This window comes from Pseudomonas sp. TMW22080 (assembly GCF_022496745.1).
GTDB lineage: Bacteria > Pseudomonadota > Gammaproteobacteria > Pseudomonadales > Pseudomonadaceae > Aquipseudomonas > Aquipseudomonas bubulae.
The window spans coordinates 520923-542919 of record NZ_SCFF01000004.1 but is presented as its reverse complement, the minus strand read 5'-3'; the positions used below and the strand labels follow the sequence as shown (position 1 = coordinate 542919).

Genomic DNA, 21997 nt, shown 5'->3' with positions numbered 1-21997 from the left:
GGGAGCGAGCCTGCTCGCGAAGAGAGCACATCAGTCAATATTATTGTTGGCTGATACACCGCTTTCGCGAGCAGGCTCGCTCCCACATGTTCTCCTACGCAAAATAAATCCTAGCCCTACAAACAAATAAGCAAAAGCCCGAAACACTTCACCGCTAGCCAGTCACAACTCATCTGTGCAACATGGCGCGCGTGATATCCACAAATGGGAACCCCTTATGAAACGTTTTCTTAGCATCGCCATGGCGTTGTGCATCGGCTTGACGATGAGCATCGACGCGAACGCCAAGCGCTTCGGTGGCGGCAAAAGCGCGGGTGCAGCGCCTAGCCACCAAACGCGTCAAGCTGCTCCAGCTGCAGCCCCGGCGGCTGCCGGTGCCGCAGGCGCCGCAGCCAAGGCCGGCGGTGCTTCGCGCTGGCTCGGCCCTCTGGCCGGCCTCGCTGCCGGTGGCCTGCTGGCGTCCATGTTCATGGGCGGCGGCTTCCAGGGCATGCAGTTCTTCGACATCCTGATCATGGCGGTTATCGCCTTCCTGATCTTCCGCTTTATCGCGGCCCGTCGTCGCAAACAAGCTGACATGATGGCCCCTGCTGGCCACGCACCCATGCAACGCGAAGCGTTCGACGCCAAGCCTGCTGCTTCGATCTTCGGTGGTTCGGCTGCCCCTGCAGCACGTCCGGTGATCAACGCTCCAGCCTGGTTCAACGAGCAAAACTTCCTGGAAGCCGCGCGCAACCATTTCCAGTCCCTGCAACAGCACTGGGATGCCAACGAAATGGACAAGATCGCCGAGTTCGTGACCCCGCAGATGCTCGACTTCCTCAAGCGTGAACGCGCTGAGCTGGGTGATGGCTTCCAGTCCACCTACATCGACAACCTGACCGTGCAACTGGACGGCCTGGACGATCGCGCAGACAAAACCATTGCAACCCTGACCTTCAGCGGCGTGTCGAAAAACTCGCGCTTTGACCAGGGCGAAGCCTTCAGCGAAAGCTGGAACATGGAACGTCAGCAAGGCGACAACCAGCCTTGGCTGGTGGCAGGTATCCGCCAGAACGGCTAACCCTGCGAGTTACACATGCGTTTACCAAAGCCCCGGACTTGTCCGGGGCTTTGCATTTCACGATTGCACTTATAACGAGCTACTGTATAAAGCGCGTCATATAAACCGCGCCATAGAGCATGAGGATGAGGTCGTGGAAGAGATTATTGAAGAGCTACGCGAAAAAAACGAGCCTGTACCGGTTCCCCTGGAACTGCCTGAAGAAGACCAGTTGGTGGAAATCGAAGAACAGCTGTTCATCGATATTCCATTTGTCTTCAGAGAATTTCTGCTGACCGTCAGTGACGTGGTGTATGGCAGCCTGGAGCCGGTCACAGTGACCGATCCACAATCGCACACCTATCTGCCGGAAGTGGCGGCAAATGCCTGGGATGCTGGCGTTGATCGCAGCCTGATCCCTATTTGCCAGGACGGCGACGACTACTACTGCGTGGAAGAAGACGGCACCGTGGTGCTGTGGTCCGGCGAAGAAGAACTCGTCACTGAAGAAACCTGGGAATCGGTCTGGCACTGGGCGCGCGACGTCTGGCTGGAAAGCTGATACCTCCAGGGTTGGTTGACGTTTCGTTGTGAGCCACAACGAAACCTCAACAGCCCCCGGGCATCCCCGCTTTCCAGCCTTTGGTCAGCGGGCTGTCAGTGGCCCCCCTCCTTGTGGTTATCCAGCGTTTCCAGCAGTGCAACCTGCATGCGCGTGTGAATCCGGATAAACCAGCGCCACAACAGCGCCGCAACCCCCGCCGCCACCACCGCAATCACCATCAGCAACTCGTTGGTGGGCAGGATGCTTGCCGACAAGGCCGACAGCAGCAGAAAAATCACCAGCAACGACAGAATCGGGATGACTTCCGAGATCACCCGGCGCACGCGCTGCGTATGGCGCCCTGCCATTTCCGGCTTGACCCCCATCTCGGCCAGTAGCATCGAAAGCGCCTTGAGCTTGCGATACGCCGCAATCAGGAACGGCAACGACAGCAGCAAAGCAGCCCCCCAGATCATCCCTTTTTGCCAGCTCGGCTCCAGAATCCAGCCCTGCAAATAACGGCCGATGCGCGGTGCGAAATAACCGCCGGCAAAGAAAATAGCGATGACCAGGGCCAGATTGACCCCAACTTGCAGCAAGATCTTGCGAATCATGGCCGCCAACAACGCCCCTTCGCCCTGTGGCTGAATACTGCGCAGCCATTCGCCATATAACCCCAACACCCGTGACAAGCGACCAGGCACCACCTGTGCCAGCTTGAGCGAGAGCGGGTCTGCGGCGCGAATCAGGTAAGGGGTCATCAGGGTGGTCAATACGGAGACGGCCACTGCTACGGGGTACAGGAAGCTGCTGGTGACCTGCAATGTCATACCCAGCGCCGCGATAATGAAAGAAAACTCCCCAATCTGCGAAAGCCCCATTCCGACTCGCAGCGAGGTACGTCCATCATTGCCTGCGATAAAGGCCCCCAAACCGCAGGAGAGCATCTTGCCCAGTACCACGGCGATAGTGATCACCACAATTGGCAGCGCGTACTCCAGCAGGATGGCCGGGTCGAGCATCAACCCGATGGCGACAAAGAATATTGCACTGAACAAATCACGCACCGGTTCAATCAGGCGCTCGATTTTCAGTAACTGACGCGATTCGGCCATGATTGCACCGATCAAAAACGCCCCGAGCACCATGCTGTATTCCAGCTTGACCACCAGCAGGCAAAAGCCAAAACACAGGCCCAGCACAGTGATCAGCAGCATTTCATTGCTTTCGAATCGGGCTACATACGCCAGCACACGCGGCACCAGCAAAATGCCGATAACCAACGCCACGATCATAAACAATGACAATTTACCGACGGTCGAAAAAACCTCTTCGGGGCTGACGCTGCCGCTGACCGCAATGCTCGACAGCAGCGCAATAATCCCGATACCCAAAATATCTTCAACGATCAGCACGCCAAAAATCAGCTGGGCAAAGCGCTCGTTTTTCATCTTGAGGTCGTTGAGGGCCTTGACGATGATGGTGGTAGATGAAATGGCCAGGATGGCGCCCAGAAACAGCGAATCCATGGTGTTCCAGTCGAACCAGCGGCCAATTTCATAACCAATCCAGATCATCAGCGTGATTTCCATAAACGCTGCGATAAAGGCTGTGGCCCCGACCTTGAACAACTTGCGCAGGCTGAACTCCAGCCCCAGACAGAACATCAAAAAGATCACCCCCAGCTCAGCCAGGGTTTTGATCGTTTCTTCATCGTGAATCAGGCCAAACGGCGGGGTGTGCGGGCCGATAATAAAACCTGCAACGATATAGCCCAGTACCACCGGCTGTTTGAACCTGTGGAAAAGAATCGTCACCACACCTGCGACCAGCATGATGACTGCCAGATCCTGAATAAAACTGATGGCATGCATGGCGTGGCACTCCTTGTTTGATATTCACCAGGCAACATGACGACAGACACAGCCTGTCAGGCCGCGCGTATCGACTGTTTAAAATGTAGGAAGTATCCGACTAACGGACTTTTGCAGGTTAACACCGCGACTTGCGACAGAAAGGCGGTGCAATATATGGAAACAGATAGAGATAAGCGTGACGGCAGCCAACACGGCAGCGTCCCGTTAATCACTGTTTCAAAAATCGACAAGTATCCACAGAGATACCCATTTCACTGCTGCAACACAACCACGAGCCTGCTGCTATGGAACCCGGAAACTCCCAACTGTCGATGACGGTCTTGATGACCCCGGACATGGCCAATTTTTCTGGCAATGTTCACGGCGGAACCCTGCTCAAGTACCTCGATGAAGTCGCCTATGCCTGCGCCAGCCGCTATGCGGGGCGGTATGTGGTCACCTTGTCGGTGGATCAGGTGATTTTTCGCGAGCCGATTCATGTCGGTGAACTGGTGACCTTCCTCGCCTCGGTCAACTACACCGGCAACACCTCGATGGAAGTTGGCATCAAGGTCGTTACCGAAAATATCCGCGAGCGCTCGGTGCGCCACACCAACAGCTGCTTCTTCACCATGGTAGCCGTGGACGACGACCGTAAGCCGGCCGCTGTTCCTCCGTTGCAGCCAGTGAACAGCGAAGACAAGCGCCGCTTTATCCAGGGCAAGCAACGCCGCCAGATCCGTCAGGAGCTGGAGCAGCGCTACCGCGAGCTAAAAGACGAAACACTGTAAGCCCGCTCCCACAGGTTTTGTTCAGTTTGCTTACAAACTGATCGGCACTGCCTCAAACCGCACACGCGGATGGGCAATGCGGTCCTGGGCCCGTACCAGCTGCAATTCATAGCTGGTGCAGGCCTGGGTTTCCAGCAACACCTCATGCACCGCCGCAGCGGTAAATTCAAACGCAGCCACCAGGCTGTCGCCCAGCAGCACTCTCGCCAGGAACAAACCTGAGGTCAGGTCGCCTACGCCCACTGGCTGGCGCGGGAAGGCAAGCAGCGGCCGACGCAAGTGCCAGTTGCCCTCTGCCGTGACCAGCAGCATCTCGAAACTTTCAGGCGGTTTGCCCGGATACGACAAATGCTTCACCAGCACCGCTTTCGCGCCGCGGGTCAGCAAGCTGCGGGCCATGGCCAGGCAGTCAAACAACGATTGCGGATGACGGCCGCAAAAACTGTCCAGTTCGAGCTGGTTGGGGCACAAAAAATCGGCCATAGCGGCAGCTTCTTCAAGCAGAAAGTCACTGACTTCCTGAGGCACGATACAACCTTTCTCCGGGTGCCCCATTACCGGGTCGCACAGGTACAGTGCATGGGGATTAACAGCCTTGATACGCGCCACCCCGCTTAAAATGGCCCGCCCCTGCGCCGCACTGCCCAGGTAACCGGACAAGACCGCATCACAGCTGCCCAGCTCGCCGATGGCGGCGATTCCGTCGACCAGCGAAGGAATTTGCTCGGGAGCCAACACTTCCCCCGTCCACTGGCCATACTGAGTGTGATTGGAGAATTGCACCGTGTTCAGAGGCCAGACATTCACCCCGACGCGCTGCATGGGAAAAACCGCTGCGCTGTTGCCGGCATGGCCGAAAACCACGTGGGATTGGATGGCGAGTAAATGAGGTGTACGTTTCATGCCGGATTCCAGACTACGGGTGGATTCAAGCCACGCAGTATGCGACCAAACGCGGCCTGTACGACAGGTTGAAGACGCAGTTAAGCTGAGCACAATCTGTTGGAGCACATGTAATGCTGACCCTGGGAAATATGTTCGTCCTCATGCTGCTAGCTGCAGGCGCTGCCTGGCTGTGGCACAACCATGGGCTGCGCGAGCGGGCGCTGGAGCGGGTCAAGCAACACTGCAAAAACCTCGATATCGAACTGCTCGATGAAAACGTGGCGCTTAAAAAAATCGGTCTGATCCCCGACGCCAACGGCCATAAACGCCTGGCCCGTGTGTATAACTTTGAATTCACGGTGACCGGTGATCAGCGTCATACCGGAACCATCACCCAGTTCGGCGCCCACAGCGTAAAAATCGAGCTGCCGCCCTACCCGTTCCAGACCGAAGCCGAGCCAAGTGTCATTCCCAGCGCTCAGGTGATCGAACTCAGCCAGTGGCGCCAGGAACACAGCAAGACCCGCCACTGAGCCCTGCCTTTCAGCGCCTGCATGCCGGGCGCCTGTGGATAACTTTCCGCGCAACCTCGCTAAAACCATTGAGATAGACACCTCCGTGAGGTTTTAACGGTGCAAATCTCCTGCGCACACTTCAAGTTGTAGGACAATTTTACCAGCACAGAACCCGCTAAAACCCTGGGTTTTGTGCCTCGCAACACGGGCCTGCTACCTAAAAAACCTCCTTGAGTAGACAACTTTCCAGCCCCGAGCAAAGCAAATCCAGATCCTGGGGCTGAGCAAAAATCAATTCGAGGCGTGAATCCTTGCGCCACTCACTCGATCTCCATTGCGCGATCGAGTTATCCACAGAATTGTTCGAAAACCAGCCCGCCGAACCATGAATAACCAGCTTTGCACGCTGCCAATCCAGGCTTTCGAGCCACTGTTGCAACAGATCCAGGTCAAATTGCCGAGAGGGGTGCCAGCGCCAACCTGCGCTCCATCCTTCGGGCTGATGTTGAGTCATCACCATCGGCGTACGCGGGTCGGAAAACACACTGCCAATATGATTAAAATCCTTATAAATCAATGAGTTATCCACAGCATGAGCGATATTCATATGGGCTACAGGCAGCGTATTTAAAGGGATGCGGCCATGCTCGACCCATAAAACAGGGCACTTTGGCAGGCTGCATGCAATCTGCTCACGTTGCTCATTTGGGACACTATTAGATTTATTCATGACCAGTAAACCGGCACTTTTCAGGGCCTCTTGCTGGGTTTTTGGCAAAGGTTTGCCCTGAGCCATCGCTTGCGCATCGAGCACCATGACGCACGGCTGGAGTGCCAAAACCCCCAGCCAGGGCGCTTCACCGAGCTGCTTTAGAATCTGTGCGGGATGGCCTAAACCGGAAGGCTCGATAAACAGGCGATCGGGCCTGGACTTGCGCAAAAGGCGACTCAAACCGATCTGAAAAGGTGCGCCATTGACGCAGCACACACAGCCACCCGCCACTTCGGTGATAGCAATGTCATCGCTTCCCTGGCTCATCAGGGCCGCATCCAGGCCGATCTGACCGAACTCATTGACCAGCACCGCCCAGCGTTCGTGTGGCGGTTTGTGCGCCATCAGGTGCTGAATCAGACTGGTTTTGCCGGCGCCAAGCGGCCCGGCAATCACGTGGGTAGGTATGTTTTGCAACATGAGGCCAGCTTCTGTACGGATTGAAGCAAGCAATATGCCTCAGGCCAGCCAATCGAGGGTCAAAATCAGCCTGCGCTCGCCCGGTGCCAGTGCCGGCGAACGATGGATCAACCCCGCTCCCTCGTTACCCTGCCACTTCTCCCCCTTGAGCAAGGCAACTTCACCGGCGTTTATTTGCTGAATCAACTCTGCACGGGCGGGTTCGGCCTGCACCTGCCCTAACTGACGACGCTCCATTACGCCTTCCTGCAGCCACTGGCTACCAATCCCTGCATAAGTGGTAATAAGACGTACAGGTACATGATCCACATGAAAGCGGGGGCACATGGCTTTATCCAGGGCTCTGAGACGCAGCCCAATGCGTTTTGCGCCCAACAGGCACGCGTAGGCACTCACCAGCCAGGAAACGTCTGCAATAAAGCCTGCATAGCCTTCCAGATCATTAAACCTGGCAGCCAGGCCTGTCAGGTTGGGGTGAGCCTTTTCGTTGGGCATATCTATCACGATGGCGTCAGCCAATGGCTCGTCCAGCGAAAGCAATAAAGCCCCGAAATCGACGATATGCACAGGTAACTGACGCTGCCAGATGGCCAGGTTGACGTCTTCATCCAGAATTCGGGTCATGATTTCAGGCGTCTGCCCACGAACCTGATCGATCAACGGCTGAGCGGTAAAGGCAAATGCATTCTTCATGCAGCCACCTCTTCATACCAGTCGCCAAAAGGATCGCTCAGCAATTTCCAGCTCGCTTCGCCCAAGGCCATTTCAGCATCGTTGAGCAAGCAGGCATCGAGTTCAGCCGTCAGCCGGGCGAAGTCGATGTGCTGACCGATAAACACCAATTCCTGGCGGCAATCTCCCGTATCCGGCAGCCATTTTTGCAATATTTCTGCCTTGGCTTGCGGCTCCTGCGGCCATTGGTCGCGGGGCACAAAGCGCCACCAGCGACCGGCAAACCCATAGCGCATCAGACCGCCAGCCTGAGACCAACTGCCCGCCTCCTGAAATTTACTGGCCAGCCAGAAAAAACCTTTGGAGCGCAGCAGTTTGCCATTGGTCCAGGGCCGCTCGATAAAATTGAAAAAACGTTCGGGATGAAAAGGCCGGCGCGCACGATAGGCACTGGAGGCGATGCCATATTCTTCGGTTTCGGGCACATGCTCACCGCGTAACTCTTGCAACCAGCCCGGTGCCTGCGCAGCACGGTCAAAGTCAAACCGGCCGGTATCGAGAATTTTATGCAGCGCAATTTCACCCATGACCATAGGCATTATTTCGGCCTGAGCGTTGAGGCGTCGCAGAATGGCCATTAATTCTTGCCGTTCGTCGGAACTTATTAAATCAATTTTGCTGATTAAAATGACGTCAGCGAACTCAACTTGTTCGATCAATAAATCAGTAATTGACCGTTCGTCTGATTCTCCAAGGGTTTCACCCCGTGAATCCAGGCTCTCTGCGGCTTGATAATCCTGAAGAAAATTCAGCCCGTCGACCACTGTAACCATCGTATCCAGGCGCGCAATATCGGCCAGGCTTTGTCCTGATTCATCACGAAACGTAAAAGTTTCTGCCACAGGCAGCGGTTCTGAAATACCGGTCGACTCGATCAATAAATAATCAAATCGACCCTCCCTGGCCAGTGCGCTGACCTCTTCAAGCAAGTCTTCACGCAGGGTGCAACAGATGCAGCCGTTGCTCATTTCGACCAGCTTTTCTTCAGCCCGGTTCAAGGTCACATCGCGCTGTACTTCACCGCCATCAATATTTATTTCGCTCATATCGTTAACGATCACGGCCACGCGCAAGTTGTCGCGGTTGCGCAAAATATAATTGAGCAGCGTGCTTTTACCTGCACCTAAAAAGCCTGAGAGAACAGTTACAGGAAGACGATTCGACATCTGGATATTTCCTCATCAGGGCTGCAGGTCAAAACGCCCGCTTGGCAGTCAATCCGATACCGGATCAATAAATGATACATTATAACAATACATTTAAGACAACCCTGAAGTGACGAACGTACTGTTTTTCTGTTCGTTAACCCACGCCATATGGCTGCTGGCGGGCGGATTTTTCTGAAAATAAGCGATTAATCCGTTAAATAAACCCTCGGCTACCGCCTGTTGATGACGCGCGGTGATCAAGCGCTCGCTGTCGCGGGGGTTGGACATAAAGCCCGTCTCTACCAGAATCGACGGAATATCCGGCGACTTGAGCACGGCAAAACCGGCCTGTTCCACGCGTTTTTGATGCAGTGAGGTGATGCCCGAAAGGCTGCCCAGAATGGTGTTGCCCAACTGCAAACTGGCCGCGATGGTGGCATTCATGGACATATCGAGGATCACGCCTGCGAGCATCGGGTCTTTGTCTTTAAGGTTCAAAAGGCGGGTGGCACCGAGCAAATCCACACCATTTTCACGCTGTGCCATATACCGCGCCGTGGCCGATGTAGCCCCACCCTCCGAGAGCGCGTACACCGACGCTCCAGACGCCGTAAGACGCGGCGCTGCGTCTGCATGCACCGAAATAAACAGGTCTGCATTGTGCTTGTGAGCGACTTCTACCCGCTTGCGCAGGGGGACAAAGAAATCATCATTGCGCACCAGCCGTGCATCAAAGCCTTTTTCACGCTTGAGGCGCTTGGCCAGCAGCTGGGCGATGGACAAAACAACATCCTTTTCACGATGGCCTTTGGCGCTCGTCGCACCCGGATCCTTACCCCCGTGCCCGGGGTCAATCACCACAATAATGTCGCGTTTGGGGTGTGTGTTGCTTGGCGTTGCCGCTGCCACACCCAGTTTGGCGACCGCACTTTTGGCCAGGTCTAGCACCAGCCTGTGACCTTGCCCGCCCTGGGGTGGCAGCAGAAAACTGCTGAGCTGAACCGGCTCATCCAGGTCCAGCACGATGCGCGTATCACCCTGGCCGTAATGCCCGGAGCGAATCGAACGCAGGCCCGTATTGGCCAGTACCAACTCACTGAAATCCCCCTTCAGGCTGGCACCACTCACATCAATAATCAGCCGATCGGGAGCCGTTAATGAGAAGGTTTTGTACTGCACCGGCCCACTCAGATCCAGAACCAGACGCAGGGTATTCCCGGTGCGCCATAGCCTGGCGTGCTGAATTTGGGCAGCTGAAATTCCCAGCGGCAATGTGAATACGGAACTGGCAAGCAGCCAGTTGAGCAGTTGACGTCTGTGCATGGCCTGTACCGCAGATAAGGGAGCATCCGTACTCAAGATTGCTGTGTGTATGCCCCAGCAAAAAAGCATCGTCGACTTTATAGTTATAATATAACATGTCAAAACACTCTGCGACGGATCTCACTTTATGAATGCGCTGACTTTGCCAGATATCGCCGCGCAGTCATCCCAGCAAGCAATAGCGCTTGAATGGGTCGGTATGTGCGGCATTGCTTCCCCGGTATTAATCAACGGCCAACGCCTCAGCGCGAAAATAGATGCCGGCGTCAATCTCGTAGATGCCACTGCACGGGGCATTCACATGTCTCGCCTGTATCTGGCGTTGGATCAGCTGGAAACGGAAAACCTTACGCCTGCCCTGCTCAGGCAACTATTGCAGTGCTTTCTCGACAGCCACGAAGGTTTATCGAACAAAGCCTATGTGCGAATTCACAGCGATGTACTGCTCAAACGCTCGGCCTTAGTCAGCCCATTGGCAGGCTGGAAAAGCTATCCAACAAGCATTGAAGCGAGTTTGAAAAACGGAATGTTCCACGTGGAACTAAAAATTCTCGTGAGTTACTCCTCCACATGCCCCTGCTCAGCGGCGCTCGCACGGCAATTAATACAGCGACAATTCATCGATGATTTCGCCAACACATCACTGCAACACGCAGATGTTCTTGCTTGGCTCGGTAGTTCAAAAGGTATCGTGGCCACACCACACAGCCAGCGAAGCGCTGCACATCTAACGATTCGTTTGGAACATCAGTTCCCACAACTGCCTCTGGAAACAATCATCAATAATGCCGAAGGCGCATTAGGGACTGCCGTTCAAACAGCGGTAAAACGCGCCGACGAACAAGCCTTCGCACTGGCCAACGGTCAAAACTTGATGTTCTGCGAAGACGCGGCCCGAAGGCTCAACACGGTGTTGCAGAAAAGTTCTGGCGTGGAGGCGTTCAAACTTAAAGTTGTTCACGCAGAAAGTTTGCACAGCCATGACGCCGTGGCCGAAAGCTTTTGGAATTGGGAGGCGTGATGATCGGTTGTCAGCATCTGACTTGGGGCGTTCCGGGTCAGCCCCTCACTCCAGCGCTAAATATGAACCTGGTCAAAGGCAGCCTCACAGCCGTAATAGGCGCCAATGGTTGCGGCAAAAGCAGTTTGCTCAAAGTGATTGCGGGGCTGCAAAAGCCGCTCTCGGGAAAAGTTGTGCTGGATGTTCCACGCCAAGGCAACGTGGCCTTTATGCCTCAACAACAATTTATGGATCGGCAATTCCCCATCAGTTTGCAAGAGTTGGTGGCTGCGGGATTTTGGGGCAAGAAGCAAACGGCCCAACAACGAAACGACCGGTTGAACGCTGTCTTGGCAGACTGGCATTTAGACGGCCTGGAACACCGACCGCTTATGGCCCTGTCGGGCGGTGAATTGCAACGCTCGCTTCTGGCCCGCTTATGCCTTGCCGATGCCTCGGTGTTGCTACTGGATGAACCCCATGCAGCTCTCGATGAACTGGGGCAAGAACTGCTCTGGCAACATATCCAGAGATGGCAAACCGAAGGCCGAACGTTGCTGGTTGTGTGCCATGACCTTAACGCCGTTCGCAAACATATCCCCCAAACATTATTGATTAAAAGCAGCGGCAACTTACTGGCGCCGACCGAGCAACTGATCAACCCGCCGCAGGTCGCCTGATGGTTATCGCCAGCCAGTTATGGCAACCGTTCCAGGAATTTGTCTTTATGCGCCGAGCCTTATTTGGCGGTCTGGTACTGGCATGTAGCACGGCCCCCCTGGGCGTTTTTTTGATCTTGCGGCGCATGAGTTTGATTGGTGATGCAGTCGCACACGGCATTCTCCCCGGAGCTGCGCTGGGTTTTTGGTTTGCCGGGCTGAGCCTGCCTGCTTTGACATTGGGGGGGTTGGGGGCGGGTTTGAGCATGGCCGGAGTGTCAGCCTGGATCACTCGGCGCACCGGCTTGCGTGAAGATGCCAGCCTCGCGGCGATTTACCCGATCTCATTGGCCAGCGGCATATTGATCCTTGGCATCGCCGGTAAACGTCTTGATCTGCTCCATCTGTTGTTTGGTTCAGCCTTGGCCGTCGACAGCCAGACGCTCACGGGCATGCTCTGGGTAACCGGCTTCAGCATGCTGCTGATGGCAGCCATCTACCGCCCATTGTTGCTCGACACCCTGGATCCTCTATTCCTTCGCAGTGTCAGTCGGCTGGGGCCATTGGCTCACGGGCTATTCCTGACATTGGTGGTGTTGAATCTGGTGATCGGCTTTCAGGCTATCGGCGCACTGATGGTGGTTGGCCTGATGATGTTGCCGGCTATTGCCTCGCGCTTCTGGAGCCGTCGACTGCCTGTGCTGATCCTGATCTCGGCTGCGATTGGCTGCGTTTCGGTTTGGCTGGGCCTTTTGCTGTCGTTTTATTACTCACTGCCCAGCGGCCCGGCCATCGTGCTGATAGCGGGTTGCAGCTATGCGTTGTCTGTCATTTTTGGTCCGGTACACGGTTTGCTGCGCCGACCGCCTTTGCTGTCATCCCGATGAGGTGCAACACGATGCGTGCTCTAACCATGATATTCAGTATGTGCGTGGCGATGGGCTTGTCCCTTGGCGTCGCGGCTCAGACACCGAAAATACCTGTCGTTGCCAGCTTCAGCATTCTCGGCGACATGACCCGGGCAATCGGCGGCGAACATGTGCACGTCAGCGCGCTGGTCGGCCCTGATGAGGATGCACATACCTATGAGCCCACCCCGGACGATGCCAAGGCACTGCTCAATGCCAAGATCATTATCAAAAATGGCCTGGGGTTCGAGCCCTGGCTTGATCGCCTGGTGAGCAGTACCGAAACCCCGGGGGCTATCGTGACTGCCAGCAAAGGAGTGGCTGCTCACACGATGGAGGAAGACGGCGAAACCATCCCCGACCCTCACGCCTGGCACAACCTGACAAACGCAAAACTGTATGTGAACAACATCACTCAAGCGCTGATCAAGGCCGACCCGGCCGATGAGGCGTACTACAACCGCAACCTTGCGGCTTATCTGAAAAAGCTGGATCGACTGCAAGCCGAGGCCATAACTGAGCTGGGCAACCTGCCCGCCGGCAATCGCCGTATCGTGACCTCCCATGATGCCTTCGGCTATCTGGGCCAGGCCTATGGCATCGACTTTATGGCACCTCAGGGCTTGTCCACTGAGCGCGAACCTTCGGCCGCTGAAGTCGCTTCGCTGATTCGTCAGATACGGGCCGACAAGGTGAGGGCCGTATTTATGGAGAACATTAAAGACTCGCGTCTGTTGCAGCAGATTGCCGATGAAAGTGGCGCACAAATTGGTGGCACGCTGTACTCCGATGCCCTGGCCAGTGAAGGTCCGGCCAGCACTTTTCTTGGCCTTTTCGAATACAACCTCACCACCCTGCACAACGCATTGAGCACACCATGATCCGAAAAAATCCATCAGGCGACTTGCCACAAATCGCCGAGTCCGCCTATGTCGACAGAACGGCCATCATTTGCGGCAAAGTAGTGATCGGCGAAAACGTATTTGTCGGACCGTACGCCGTGATCCGCGCCGATGAAGTCGACAAGGACGGCGGCATGCAACCGATCAGCATCGGCGCTAATTCAAATATTCAGGACGGCGTGGTCATTCACTCAAAGTCCGGCGCGGCGGTCATCATTGGTGAAAACACTTCGATAGCACATCGTTCCATCGTTCACGGGCCATGCCGTGTTGGCGATAGGGTATTTATCGGTTTCAACAGTGTGCTGTTCAATTGCGAGTTGGGTGATGGCTGTGTGGTGCGGCATAACTCGGTCGTGGATGGCCGCGACCTGCCGGATAACTTCTATGTGCCGTCCACGACCCGAATCGGACCAAACACGGACCTGAGCCAATTTGCGCCAGTGAGTGTTAGCGCATCGGAGTTTTCAGAAGATGTAGCGCGCACCAATGTGGATTTGGTGCGCGGCTATAAAGCGCTGCAAAACGAGTTCTGATCAAGTACGCGGTTTGACGGTTCCACAGTTTTGTCCCAACCAGACAGCACGGGTATCCATGCTGCCCTTCTGCTGTATCCCGGTCGCATTGAAGGTGCCATTTACTTGGGTGGTGAACTCCCGATCACTGGCAAACGTTGCCACACCTGCGCCCTGGGCTTTTGGACAACTAAAGCGAAACTTCCACTGATTTCCACTACGCTCAGTGATCTGCTGGGTACACCCAGACTTGGGGTCAGTCAGCGGAATGTTGTCTGACTTCACTTGCTCGGGCGTCAGGCACACCCGCACACCTTTGCCCGCCATGGTCAGCCCCTGGCTTTCCAGTTGGGCTTTTTGTTCCGGGGTCAGCATATTCTGTAATTGGCCTAACATTACCTGCAGTTCAGGCAGCTGTTGGCCATCTACCTGCATATTGCTGGAGCTGAGTTCCCAAAGCCCCGGTTGCAGCATCTGGGCCTGAGCCACAGGAATCGACAAACCACAGGCCATGAACAGCCCAAGCAGACGAACATTCATCAAGCAACTCCTACGCGATTGTCAGCGTTAGACGTCAAAAAAGGGCAAGTGTTGCGCCCGCAAACAAATAGGACATTCATAACAGATCATGGTCTGTTAGTACTGGCATTGGACATTTTGGAGTAAGGATACGCATGGATTATCTAGGCCCGCACGTACTTGGTTATCTGATTTTATTAATCCACAGCTTAGGCCTGATTGCCGCCGTGCATGCAGTGCTGACGGTCAGGACTGCGCAGGGCTCGATTGCCTGGGCTATGTCGCTGTTCTTTATTCCTTACTTCACCCTGATCCCGTATCTGATCTTTGGCCGTAGTACTTTTGACGATTACATTCGAGCCCGTCGCGATGCCAACCAGGAAATGCGTGAAGCCATCACCCATCTGAGCTGGCGCCCATGGGTCGAAGAAGCACTGGCCGCACGCAGCTCAAAAGCCTACGCCTCGCTGCGCGCAATGCCCAGACTGGGTCGCATGCCATGCCTGGCCAACAACAGCGTGCGCCTGTTGATCAATGGCACGGCGACATTTGACGCCATTTTCGATGCCATTCGCTCAGCCAGAGAAGTGGTGCTGGTGCAGTTTTTTATCATCCACGACGATGACCTGGGCATGAAACTGCATGCACTGCTGCTCGAAAAAGCCGCGCAAGGGGTCGCGGTGCATCTGCTGTATGACAGTATCGGCAGCCATGCCTTGCCAAAAGTTTATGCCGAGACCCTGCGCGCAGGTGGCGTGCAAACTTATGCGTTTGCCACCCGTGGCGGCTGGATCAGTCGTTTCCAGGTCAACTTCCGTAACCATCGCAAAGTGGTGGTCGTGGATGGCGTGCGCGGTTTTGTCGGCGGCCATAACGTTGGCGATGAGTATCTGGGTGCCAAGCCCCCGCTGTCGCCGTGGCGCGATACCCATGTGGAAGTCACCGGCCCTGTTGTGGCCTGCCTGCAGGAGTCGTTTGCCGAGGACTGGTTCTGGGCCGCACGCAAACTGCCGCCCCTGATCCTGCCACAAAGCTACCCGGACGGTGGCGTGCTCTGCCAGTTCCTGGCCAGCGGCCCGGCAGATCCATACGAAACCTGTTCGCTGTTTTTCGTTGAAGCTATCCATGCCGCCAATCAACGGGTGTGGATTACCAGCCCTTACTTTGTACCTGACGAAGCGGTGTTTTCCGCGCTCAGGCTCGCCGTGCTGCGCGGCGTGGATGTACGCATCCTGATACCTTCACGCCCGGACCACAAAGTCGTGTACGCCGCATCCAGCCTGTATGCCTTCGAGGCAGTACGCGCAGGCGTACGGATCTTCCGTTACCAGCCCGGTTTTGTGCATCAAAAAGTAGTACTGGTCGATGACGAGATCAGCGCCATTGGCAGCGCCAATATGGACAACCGCTCGTTCCGTCTCAACTTTGAAGTCATGCTGCTGACCGTCGACCAAGACTTCGCCAGGCAAGTCGAGCATATGCTGCTTGATGACTTCGCACTGGCCCGTGAAATCACTGATGCCGATATCAAAGCCACACACCGTTTGCAGCAACTGGGCATGCGAATAGCCAGACTGGTTTCACCGGTTTTATAGCTGTGTAGGACGGATCTGAATTACTCAGGGCAGGCAAAAGCGTCAAGCAGGATTCCATAAACTGAATGGCCCGGAATAACCCGGGCCGTTCAGTTTAAGGAATAAAAATAATGAGATTCTCGTTAATGGGTGTGCTCTTCACTATCAGCACGCTTGCTTCAGCTCAGGCCAAAGACACCCCTCACACCCCGCCGCTAATCAACGTAGAAGTGGGCCAGCCAACGTTTATCCACCGGCTGCACTACAAGAAGATGTATAGCGAAAAGCCCTTTGAAGAAGCGGTGTTGTACTACTACGACAATGGCCTCTACAAAATCATCTCCCCGGGAGAGAACCATTACGGCGTGTATGTGGTGGAGGGAGATTTTACTGACGACCAGTACCGCATCAGTTACATCTCCCTCCCCTCACCGGACTGGGGCGGCAATGTCGCCCGCCACGACCTTGTTTTCAACAAAAGCTCACTGACGTTTGAGCAAAAAGCCCTGGCCAAGGTTGATCAAAATATCGGGCTCCAGAATGGGCGCTTCGTCCTGGACAGAAACCTGATACAAGACCCGCAACCCATCACCTGGGAAACCCACGCTCAGCGGTAAATATCCGCCCTGGTCGGTGGTAACTCCAACGAGCCATCGGCATGGGGCTTGGTCGCCAGAATCTGGTCGATGTTGATCCAGCCATGGGCAAAGGCGTAGGCACAACCGGCCAGATACAAACGCCAGATCCGCAGGGCCTGCTCCGGTACCTGCTTGGCGGCAGCATCCAGTTTTTGCTCCAGGCGCTGGCTCCAATGCTCCAGCGTACGCGCGTAATGCAGGCGCAAACTTTCAACATCGACCACTTCCAACCCGGCCTCGCTGATTTCGGCAGTCATCATCGACAGATGCGGCAACTCGCCATTGGGGAACACATAACGATCGATAAAATCCCCTGCACCCCGACCAACCTGGCGGCCATCGGTGTGCTTGGAAGTGATCCCGTGGTTCATCACCAACCCGCCTTCGCGCACCGCTCTGGAGAGAATTTCGCAGTATTCGCGCAGATTGGCGTGCCCGACGTGTTCAAACATCCCGACGCTGACGATTTTGTCGAACCGGCCATCCTGCGGCAGATCGCGATAATCGAGCAGTTGCAGATCAACCTTGTCTTGCAAACCTTCAGCGTTGACGCGCTCACGGGCAAGTTTGAGTTGTTCCTTGCTGAGGGTAATCCCGAATACCTTGACCCCATATTCGCGTGCGGCAAACCGCGCCAGCCCGCCCCAACCGCAGCCTACATCCAGCAAGTATTCGCCGGGCTTGAGTCGCAGCTTGCGGCATAACAGACGAAACTTGGCTTGCTGGGCTTCGTCCAGACTCTCTTCCCCGGTTTCAAAATAACCACAGGAATACGCCATGTCGCGATCAAGCCACAGCTGGTAGAAGTCATTGGACAGGTCGTAGTGATAAGAGATGGACTCGGCGTCAGTCGCCTTGTCGTGATAAACCCGGGGTGGCGGGGCGTAGTCATCATCATCTACCAGCGCCTGGCTCAACTCATCGCATACCCGAATCGCTTCGCTGATAGAGCCTTCCAGTTCAAGCCGACCCTCAACGAAGGCACTGCCCAGCAAGTCGAGGCTGGGGTGGGTAAATTGAGCCACCAGGGTCGGGTCCTTGACCACGATCGTGACGCTGGGCGTCGGGCCGAAATTGAACTCGTGCCCGTCCCACAGCCTCAGGCGTAATGGAAGTTGAAGTTTCTGTAAGGCCGGTGGAAGTTGCGCGAGCATCTGTAATCCTCCTTCATTTCAGATATCAAAACTATAGGTTAGACGAATAACGAAAACTGTCAGCTTCGCGGACAGGAGGTCGACGCTAGAGCGGGCGCGACCGTTTATCCGAATCACTTTCAAGCCAACTTCAACGGCTGCAGGGGTTCATGAAACCGCAGCAAACGCCCGGCATTGCCCAGCACCAGCAATGTGCTGAGGTTATGCAACACCGCGGCGATCATCGCGCCGGCGGCCCCCAGCCAGCCAAACGCCGCCGCCGCGACAATCGCCAGGGTCCAGCCCAGGCCGATGATCACATTGACCTGCAAAGTATGCCGGCACTCACGGCTCAGGCGCACGCAGGTGCCCAGCCGACGCAAATCGCTGCCGATCAACACGATATCCGATGACGCCAGCGCGATATCCGCGCCACCGGCGCCCATGGCAACCCCCACCACACCGGCCTTGAGCGCCAGCGAATCGTTGATACCATCGCCCACCACCATAGGCCGAAAGCCGTTGCCGATTTCACTCAGCACACGTTCGAGCTTGTCTTCGGGCAGTGCCTGCGCCTGAACTTCGTTGATGCCCACAGTGTGCGCCAAATGCTCGGCCACGCTCTGGCGGTCGCCGGTCAGCAGCACCTGGCGCCCAAGCCCCAGTTCACGTAATTCACTTAACGCCTGTCGGGCTTCGGGTTTTACGCTATCTGCCAGCAACAGCCAGCCCAGGAAATTGCCATTGAGGGAAAGCCCGGCAATGGGGCCATCGTGGTCAGGCACGGCACTGGTGGTGATGTTCAATTGACTGAACAATTCAGGACGGCCCAACGCTGCTTCACCCTGCCCGGTGCTGGCCACAATGCCCAACCCTTGTCGCTCGCGCACATCATTGAGGGTGAGCATCTGCTCGTGGCTCACCAACCCGGCCAGCGCCCGGCTCACCGGGTGGCTGCTGGCGGCGCCCAAACTGGCGGCCAGTTGCAGCAGCGGTTGCTCGTGCAGCACATCGGTTTCGATCGCTTGCAGGCGCAAAGTGCCGTAGGTCAGGGTGCCGGTTTTATCCACAACCAATGAGCTGAGGTCTGCCAGCTCTTCCAGAAACGCCGAACTACGGATCAAGATCCCGTGGCGCGCCGCCACGGCAATCCCGGCAATCGCCGTCGCCGGTGCCGACAACACCAGCGCACAAGGGCACGCAGCCACGAGCACTGCCAGCATGGCCTGGGCATCGTTGGTGATAAACCAGGTCACTGCTGCAATCATCAACACCAACACCATATAACTGCCAGCATAGCGTTCAAGCAAACGGGTGATCGGCGGCTTGGCGCGCTCGGCGCTTTGCATCAGGGCGATGACTTTACCTAATGTCGATTCTTCACCGGTGCGGGTAACCTGTACCCGCAGTAAACCATCGAGGTTGATGGCCCCACCAAAGACCGGCATGCCGCTACCGACTTCCAGCGGCACTGACTCACCGGTAATAGAGGCCGTATCCAGGCTGGCCTGCCCTGCCAGTACCAGACCATCGGCGGGCACCCGATCTCCAGCGCGCACCTCTACCTGATCGCCGCTTTTAAGGGTGGCGTTGTCGACTTCCAGCAAACTGCCGTCAGCCTGAAATAAACGCGCCTGGCTGCGGGTCAGTTTGCCCAGGGCATGGATCGCTTCCTGGGAGCCAATCACACTGCGCTCTTCCAGCACATGGCCAAAAATCATGATGATCGGCAGCAAAGCCGCCGTCAGCAAATCGCCGGTGGCCCAGGCGCCGAGCATGGCCAAGGCAATTAACTGGTCGGTAATCCCGTGCAGGCTCGGGTAGCGCAGGCTGTACCAGGCCGAACGCATGACCGGCACGGCCACCAATATTGAAGCAAAACCCAGCAGCAACTGACTGACGCCGATTTGCGCGGGCATCAGCCAGCGCCATACCAGCCCCAAACCCAACAAGCCCAGCGCCAGCATGGCCAGTGTCAGTTGGCGCGCTGCGCGACGTTGTTCGGGACCGGTCAACAGGCTCACGGCGGGTTGAGTGGCAGACGCATTCATTGTTCGGCTCCCTGAATAATCAGGCGGGAATCATCGTTGGGATCGACGCTGGTGACAGAACCGGCCTGCCCCAGAATCCTGGGCATGCGTTCGCGGTACAGGCGCAACATCAAGCCAGAATCATTGCCGGCCTGCTGTACCTTGGCCAGGTTGATGATGGTAGACGTATCTGCCTGAGCCTTGGCCAGACGCTCGCTGGCCTGGGCCTGGGCCTGCTCGACACTGCGATCAGCCTGCTGGGTGGCCGATTGGGTGACTTTGGCCGCTTCATTGCGCGCTGCAGCCACCGCTTGCTCCGCATGCTGGCTGGCCGTCAGTACCGCATTGAAGGCATTCACCGCAGGGCCCGGCAAACTCGATTGCACATCCACCCGTACCACTTGCAAACCAATACCCTGCCCGGTGGCACTCAGGGATGCGAGTTGTTGGTTGATGCCTTGCACCAGATCACCGCGCAGGCGCTCACGGCGTTCAGCTGCCTGGCTGTCGCTGCCGATCAGTTCCGGGCGCGCCACCAGAATCGTGTCCAGATCGCGGGCGGCGCTCAGCGCAACGGCGCTACGTGTCACCAACCGGTCCAGCGCAGGCAGTACATGCTCACCTTGCAGCACAAACGCATAGGGCTCGGTGACGTTGTAAAACACCCGTACATCCAGTTGCACCACGCCAGCATCACCGGTCAGCAAATACCCGGAACCGGCCAGCGCATCGCTGACCGGCGTGGCGAACGAAGCTTTTCGATCGGCCTGCAACGCCACATCCGAGCGCAGCAGATTTTCAATCCGGCGTTCACTCACGCGGTCTGCTGCGGGGACGATCACCACTTGCTCGAAAGGCTTTGGCCACGCCCACAACAAGCCGGCATTCTGGATACGGTCCAACGCGCCCATGCGCAATACCACGGCACGATTTTGCGGATCGATCTGACGCACATTGGAAAACCCCCAGGCAACCGCCGCGAATACAGTCACCGCGTACAGGCCCAAAAATGCCAGTCGCCCCGCCTGTTGCCATGGGCTGCTGACACCTTTGATTTCATCAGGTGCCTGGCTCATGGCTGCGATCCAGCCTTGGCATCCAGCTTCGGCGGGCCATCGACCAGTACCCGGAAGGGTGCGGCATCGGTGCGCAAAATAATTTTTGTGCCGGGATTAACCATTGTTCCCAGCGTATCGAGCGCGCGCAGTTCGTTGTACAGCGCGGGCGAACTGGCATAGGCACGACCATAAATCTGCGCGGCTTCTACCCGCGACTGCGCTTCGATATCCGCGGCCTTGATGCTCGCATCGGCCTGCAGGATGCGCGCATCGCGTTCGGCAGCGGAGCGGATTTGCGCCGCTTCGCGCTTGCCTGCGGCGGTGCGCTCCGTGGCGATGGTTTCGCGCTCGGCACGCATGCGGTCAACCGTCGCCGTGAGCGTGACCGATGGCAAAGTCAGGCGCTCCACGCCCACTTGCAGCACACGCACACCATAGGTGTTGAGCAATTGCTGTTCGATCTGCTGACGCAATTGCGCTTCAAAGTCGGCAATTTTGACCTGGCTGGCATCGGTGTTCACCAGGCTTGAAAGATCAAAACTGGCAGCCGTCGTTTCCAGTGCCGACCCCACAAATGTACGGATCTGCCGCGCCGCTTCGTCAGGCTGATTTTGTACGGCGCGCATAAAGCGCTGCACATTCTCGGCATCGGGCTGCACCTGCCAGGCCACATAGGCCTGCACAATAATCCGCAGACCATCGCGAGTGCCCACGTCCTGCAGGCCGCTGGAGGTGGTGCGCAAACGCAGATCCACCGGCACGCTGACTTCAAATGGCGCCGGCCAGCGCCAGCCCAGACCGGGCTCCAGCAGCACCCGGGCCGGGTTGCCAAAGCGGGTAATTACCGTGGCTTCGCCGGAACGTACTTGCACCAGGCTCGCCGCGGCGATGGCAAACAGCACCAGCAATGCCGCCCAGCCCATGCGTCGCCACGGGAAGGGGCTTGGCTCAAGGGTATCGTCATGATGGTGATGGCCGTGGTGGGAACAGCCATGATGATGGCTGCTGTGATCGTGGGATTGAGACAAGAGAA

The 21997-nt window shown here is 56.5% G+C and carries 22 protein-coding genes; 11 read left to right on the top strand and 11 right to left on the bottom strand.

What is annotated here, in order from left to right; all coding sequences use genetic code 11:
* Window positions 1–217: 217 nt before the first annotated feature.
* Together EQV96_RS16765 and EQV96_RS16760 are read left to right on the top strand one after the other, a co-directional pair.
* Window positions 218–1063 (top strand): TIM44-like domain-containing protein, encoded by an 846-nt coding sequence (locus tag EQV96_RS16765; RefSeq protein ID WP_094999548.1) that lies wholly within the window; start codon window positions 218–220, stop codon window positions 1061–1063.
* 133 nt (window positions 1064–1196) lie between these two features.
* Entirely contained in the window at window positions 1197–1604 is a 408-nt protein-coding gene (locus tag EQV96_RS16760; protein WP_016782918.1) for an SMI1/KNR4 family protein, read from the top strand.
* Window positions 1605–1699: 95 nt separating this feature from the next.
* Here EQV96_RS16760 and EQV96_RS16755 read toward each other — a convergent pair whose 3' ends face one another.
* Window positions 1700–3460, bottom strand: coding sequence for a cation:proton antiporter (locus EQV96_RS16755; RefSeq protein WP_094999549.1), 1761 nt, complete (start codon window positions 3458–3460; stop codon window positions 1700–1702).
* A gap of 287 nt (window positions 3461–3747) precedes the next feature.
* Between EQV96_RS16755 and EQV96_RS16750 the strand changes: the two genes are divergently transcribed.
* The gene (locus EQV96_RS16750; RefSeq protein ID WP_094999550.1) at window positions 3748–4233 is read left to right on the top strand and encodes an acyl-CoA thioesterase; all 486 of its coding nucleotides are present in this window, start codon (window positions 3748–3750) and stop codon (window positions 4231–4233) included.
* 30 nt (window positions 4234–4263) lie between these two features.
* On the opposite strand, the gene pdxY is transcribed toward EQV96_RS16750, so the two are convergent.
* Window positions 4264–5136: a pyridoxal kinase PdxY gene (pdxY, locus tag EQV96_RS16745; RefSeq protein ID WP_240882199.1), complete on the bottom strand. Its 873-nt coding sequence runs from the start codon at window positions 5134–5136 to the stop codon at window positions 4264–4266.
* Between the two features lie 113 nt (window positions 5137–5249).
* Here pdxY and EQV96_RS16740 point away from each other — a divergent pair, with 113 nt between their 5' ends.
* The gene (locus tag EQV96_RS16740) at window positions 5250–5651 is read left to right on the top strand and encodes a DUF3301 domain-containing protein (protein ID WP_094999552.1); all 402 of its coding nucleotides are present in this window, start codon (window positions 5250–5252) and stop codon (window positions 5649–5651) included.
* Between the two features lie 199 nt (window positions 5652–5850).
* Here EQV96_RS16740 and EQV96_RS16735 read toward each other — a convergent pair whose 3' ends face one another.
* The 4 genes from EQV96_RS16735 to EQV96_RS16720 form a co-directional block, all read right to left on the bottom strand.
* Complete coding sequence (locus EQV96_RS16735) at window positions 5851–6825, bottom strand: CobW family GTP-binding protein (RefSeq protein WP_095020587.1); 975 nt, start codon at window positions 6823–6825, stop codon at window positions 5851–5853.
* Window positions 6826–6864: 39 nt separating this feature from the next.
* Window positions 6865–7518 carry a DUF1826 domain-containing protein gene (locus EQV96_RS16730; RefSeq protein ID WP_094999554.1) on the bottom strand — a complete coding sequence of 218 codons (654 nt, stop codon included), beginning with the start codon at window positions 7516–7518 and terminating at the stop codon, window positions 6865–6867.
* Window positions 7515–8723, bottom strand: a complete 1209-nt coding sequence (gene zigA / locus EQV96_RS16725) for a zinc metallochaperone GTPase ZigA (RefSeq protein ID WP_094999555.1) — start codon at window positions 8721–8723, stop codon at window positions 7515–7517. The genes EQV96_RS16730 and zigA overlap by 4 nt, the downstream gene beginning before the upstream one ends.
* Before the next feature lie 93 nt (window positions 8724–8816).
* The gene (locus tag EQV96_RS16720) at window positions 8817–10028 is read right to left on the bottom strand and encodes an N-acetylmuramoyl-L-alanine amidase (RefSeq protein ID WP_094999556.1); all 1212 of its coding nucleotides are present in this window, start codon (window positions 10026–10028) and stop codon (window positions 8817–8819) included.
* Between the two features lie 127 nt (window positions 10029–10155).
* Between EQV96_RS16720 and folE2 the strand changes: the two genes are divergently transcribed.
* The 5 genes from folE2 to EQV96_RS16695 are packed head-to-tail and all read left to right on the top strand — an operon-like array spanning window position 10156 to window position 14033.
* A complete protein-coding gene (folE2, locus tag EQV96_RS16715; RefSeq protein WP_240882198.1) occupies window positions 10156–11049 on the top strand; it encodes a GTP cyclohydrolase FolE2 in 894 nt (297 codons plus the stop codon).
* Complete coding sequence (locus tag EQV96_RS16710) at window positions 11049–11708, top strand: ATP-binding cassette domain-containing protein (RefSeq protein ID WP_095020590.1); 660 nt, start codon at window positions 11049–11051, stop codon at window positions 11706–11708. The genes folE2 and EQV96_RS16710 overlap by 1 nt, the downstream gene beginning before the upstream one ends.
* Window positions 11708–12574, top strand: a complete 867-nt coding sequence (locus tag EQV96_RS16705) for a metal ABC transporter permease (protein WP_095026785.1) — start codon at window positions 11708–11710, stop codon at window positions 12572–12574. Before EQV96_RS16710 ends, EQV96_RS16705 begins: the two co-directional genes overlap by 1 nt.
* Before the next feature lie 11 nt (window positions 12575–12585).
* Complete coding sequence (locus tag EQV96_RS16700) at window positions 12586–13476, top strand: metal ABC transporter substrate-binding protein (protein ID WP_095023138.1); 891 nt, start codon at window positions 12586–12588, stop codon at window positions 13474–13476.
* Window positions 13473–14033 (top strand): DapH/DapD/GlmU-related protein, encoded by a 561-nt coding sequence (locus EQV96_RS16695; protein WP_095020592.1) that lies wholly within the window; start codon window positions 13473–13475, stop codon window positions 14031–14033. The genes EQV96_RS16700 and EQV96_RS16695 overlap by 4 nt, the downstream gene beginning before the upstream one ends.
* On the opposite strand, the gene EQV96_RS16690 is transcribed toward EQV96_RS16695, so the two are convergent.
* The gene (locus EQV96_RS16690; RefSeq protein ID WP_153379700.1) at window positions 14034–14552 is read right to left on the bottom strand and encodes a DUF3617 domain-containing protein; all 519 of its coding nucleotides are present in this window, start codon (window positions 14550–14552) and stop codon (window positions 14034–14036) included. It lies immediately after the preceding gene.
* A gap of 134 nt (window positions 14553–14686) precedes the next feature.
* Between EQV96_RS16690 and cls the strand changes: the two genes are divergently transcribed.
* Both cls and EQV96_RS16680 read left to right on the top strand, forming a co-directional pair.
* Window positions 14687–16126 (top strand): cardiolipin synthase, encoded by a 1440-nt coding sequence (gene cls / locus EQV96_RS16685; protein WP_095023139.1) that lies wholly within the window; start codon window positions 14687–14689, stop codon window positions 16124–16126.
* A gap of 110 nt (window positions 16127–16236) precedes the next feature.
* Window positions 16237–16722 (top strand): hypothetical protein, encoded by a 486-nt coding sequence (locus tag EQV96_RS16680; RefSeq protein ID WP_095017933.1) that lies wholly within the window; start codon window positions 16237–16239, stop codon window positions 16720–16722.
* Here the strand turns inward: EQV96_RS16680 and cfaB are convergent.
* The 4 genes from cfaB to EQV96_RS16660 form a co-directional block, all read right to left on the bottom strand.
* Window positions 16713–17897, bottom strand: a complete 1185-nt coding sequence (gene cfaB, locus EQV96_RS16675) for a C17 cyclopropane fatty acid synthase CfaB (RefSeq protein ID WP_088378578.1) — start codon at window positions 17895–17897, stop codon at window positions 16713–16715. The genes EQV96_RS16680 and cfaB overlap by 10 nt on opposite strands.
* Before the next feature lie 119 nt (window positions 17898–18016).
* Window positions 18017–19927 carry a cation-translocating P-type ATPase gene (locus tag EQV96_RS16670; protein WP_094999564.1) on the bottom strand — a complete coding sequence of 637 codons (1911 nt, stop codon included), beginning with the start codon at window positions 19925–19927 and terminating at the stop codon, window positions 18017–18019.
* Window positions 19924–20982 carry a protease modulator HflK gene (locus tag EQV96_RS16665; protein WP_095017932.1) on the bottom strand — a complete coding sequence of 353 codons (1059 nt, stop codon included), beginning with the start codon at window positions 20980–20982 and terminating at the stop codon, window positions 19924–19926. The genes EQV96_RS16670 and EQV96_RS16665 overlap by 4 nt, the downstream gene beginning before the upstream one ends.
* Window positions 20979–21992 (bottom strand): protease modulator HflC, encoded by a 1014-nt coding sequence (locus EQV96_RS16660; RefSeq protein WP_094999566.1) that lies wholly within the window; start codon window positions 21990–21992, stop codon window positions 20979–20981. The genes EQV96_RS16665 and EQV96_RS16660 overlap by 4 nt, the downstream gene beginning before the upstream one ends.
* Window positions 21993–21997: the final 5 nt, after the last annotated feature.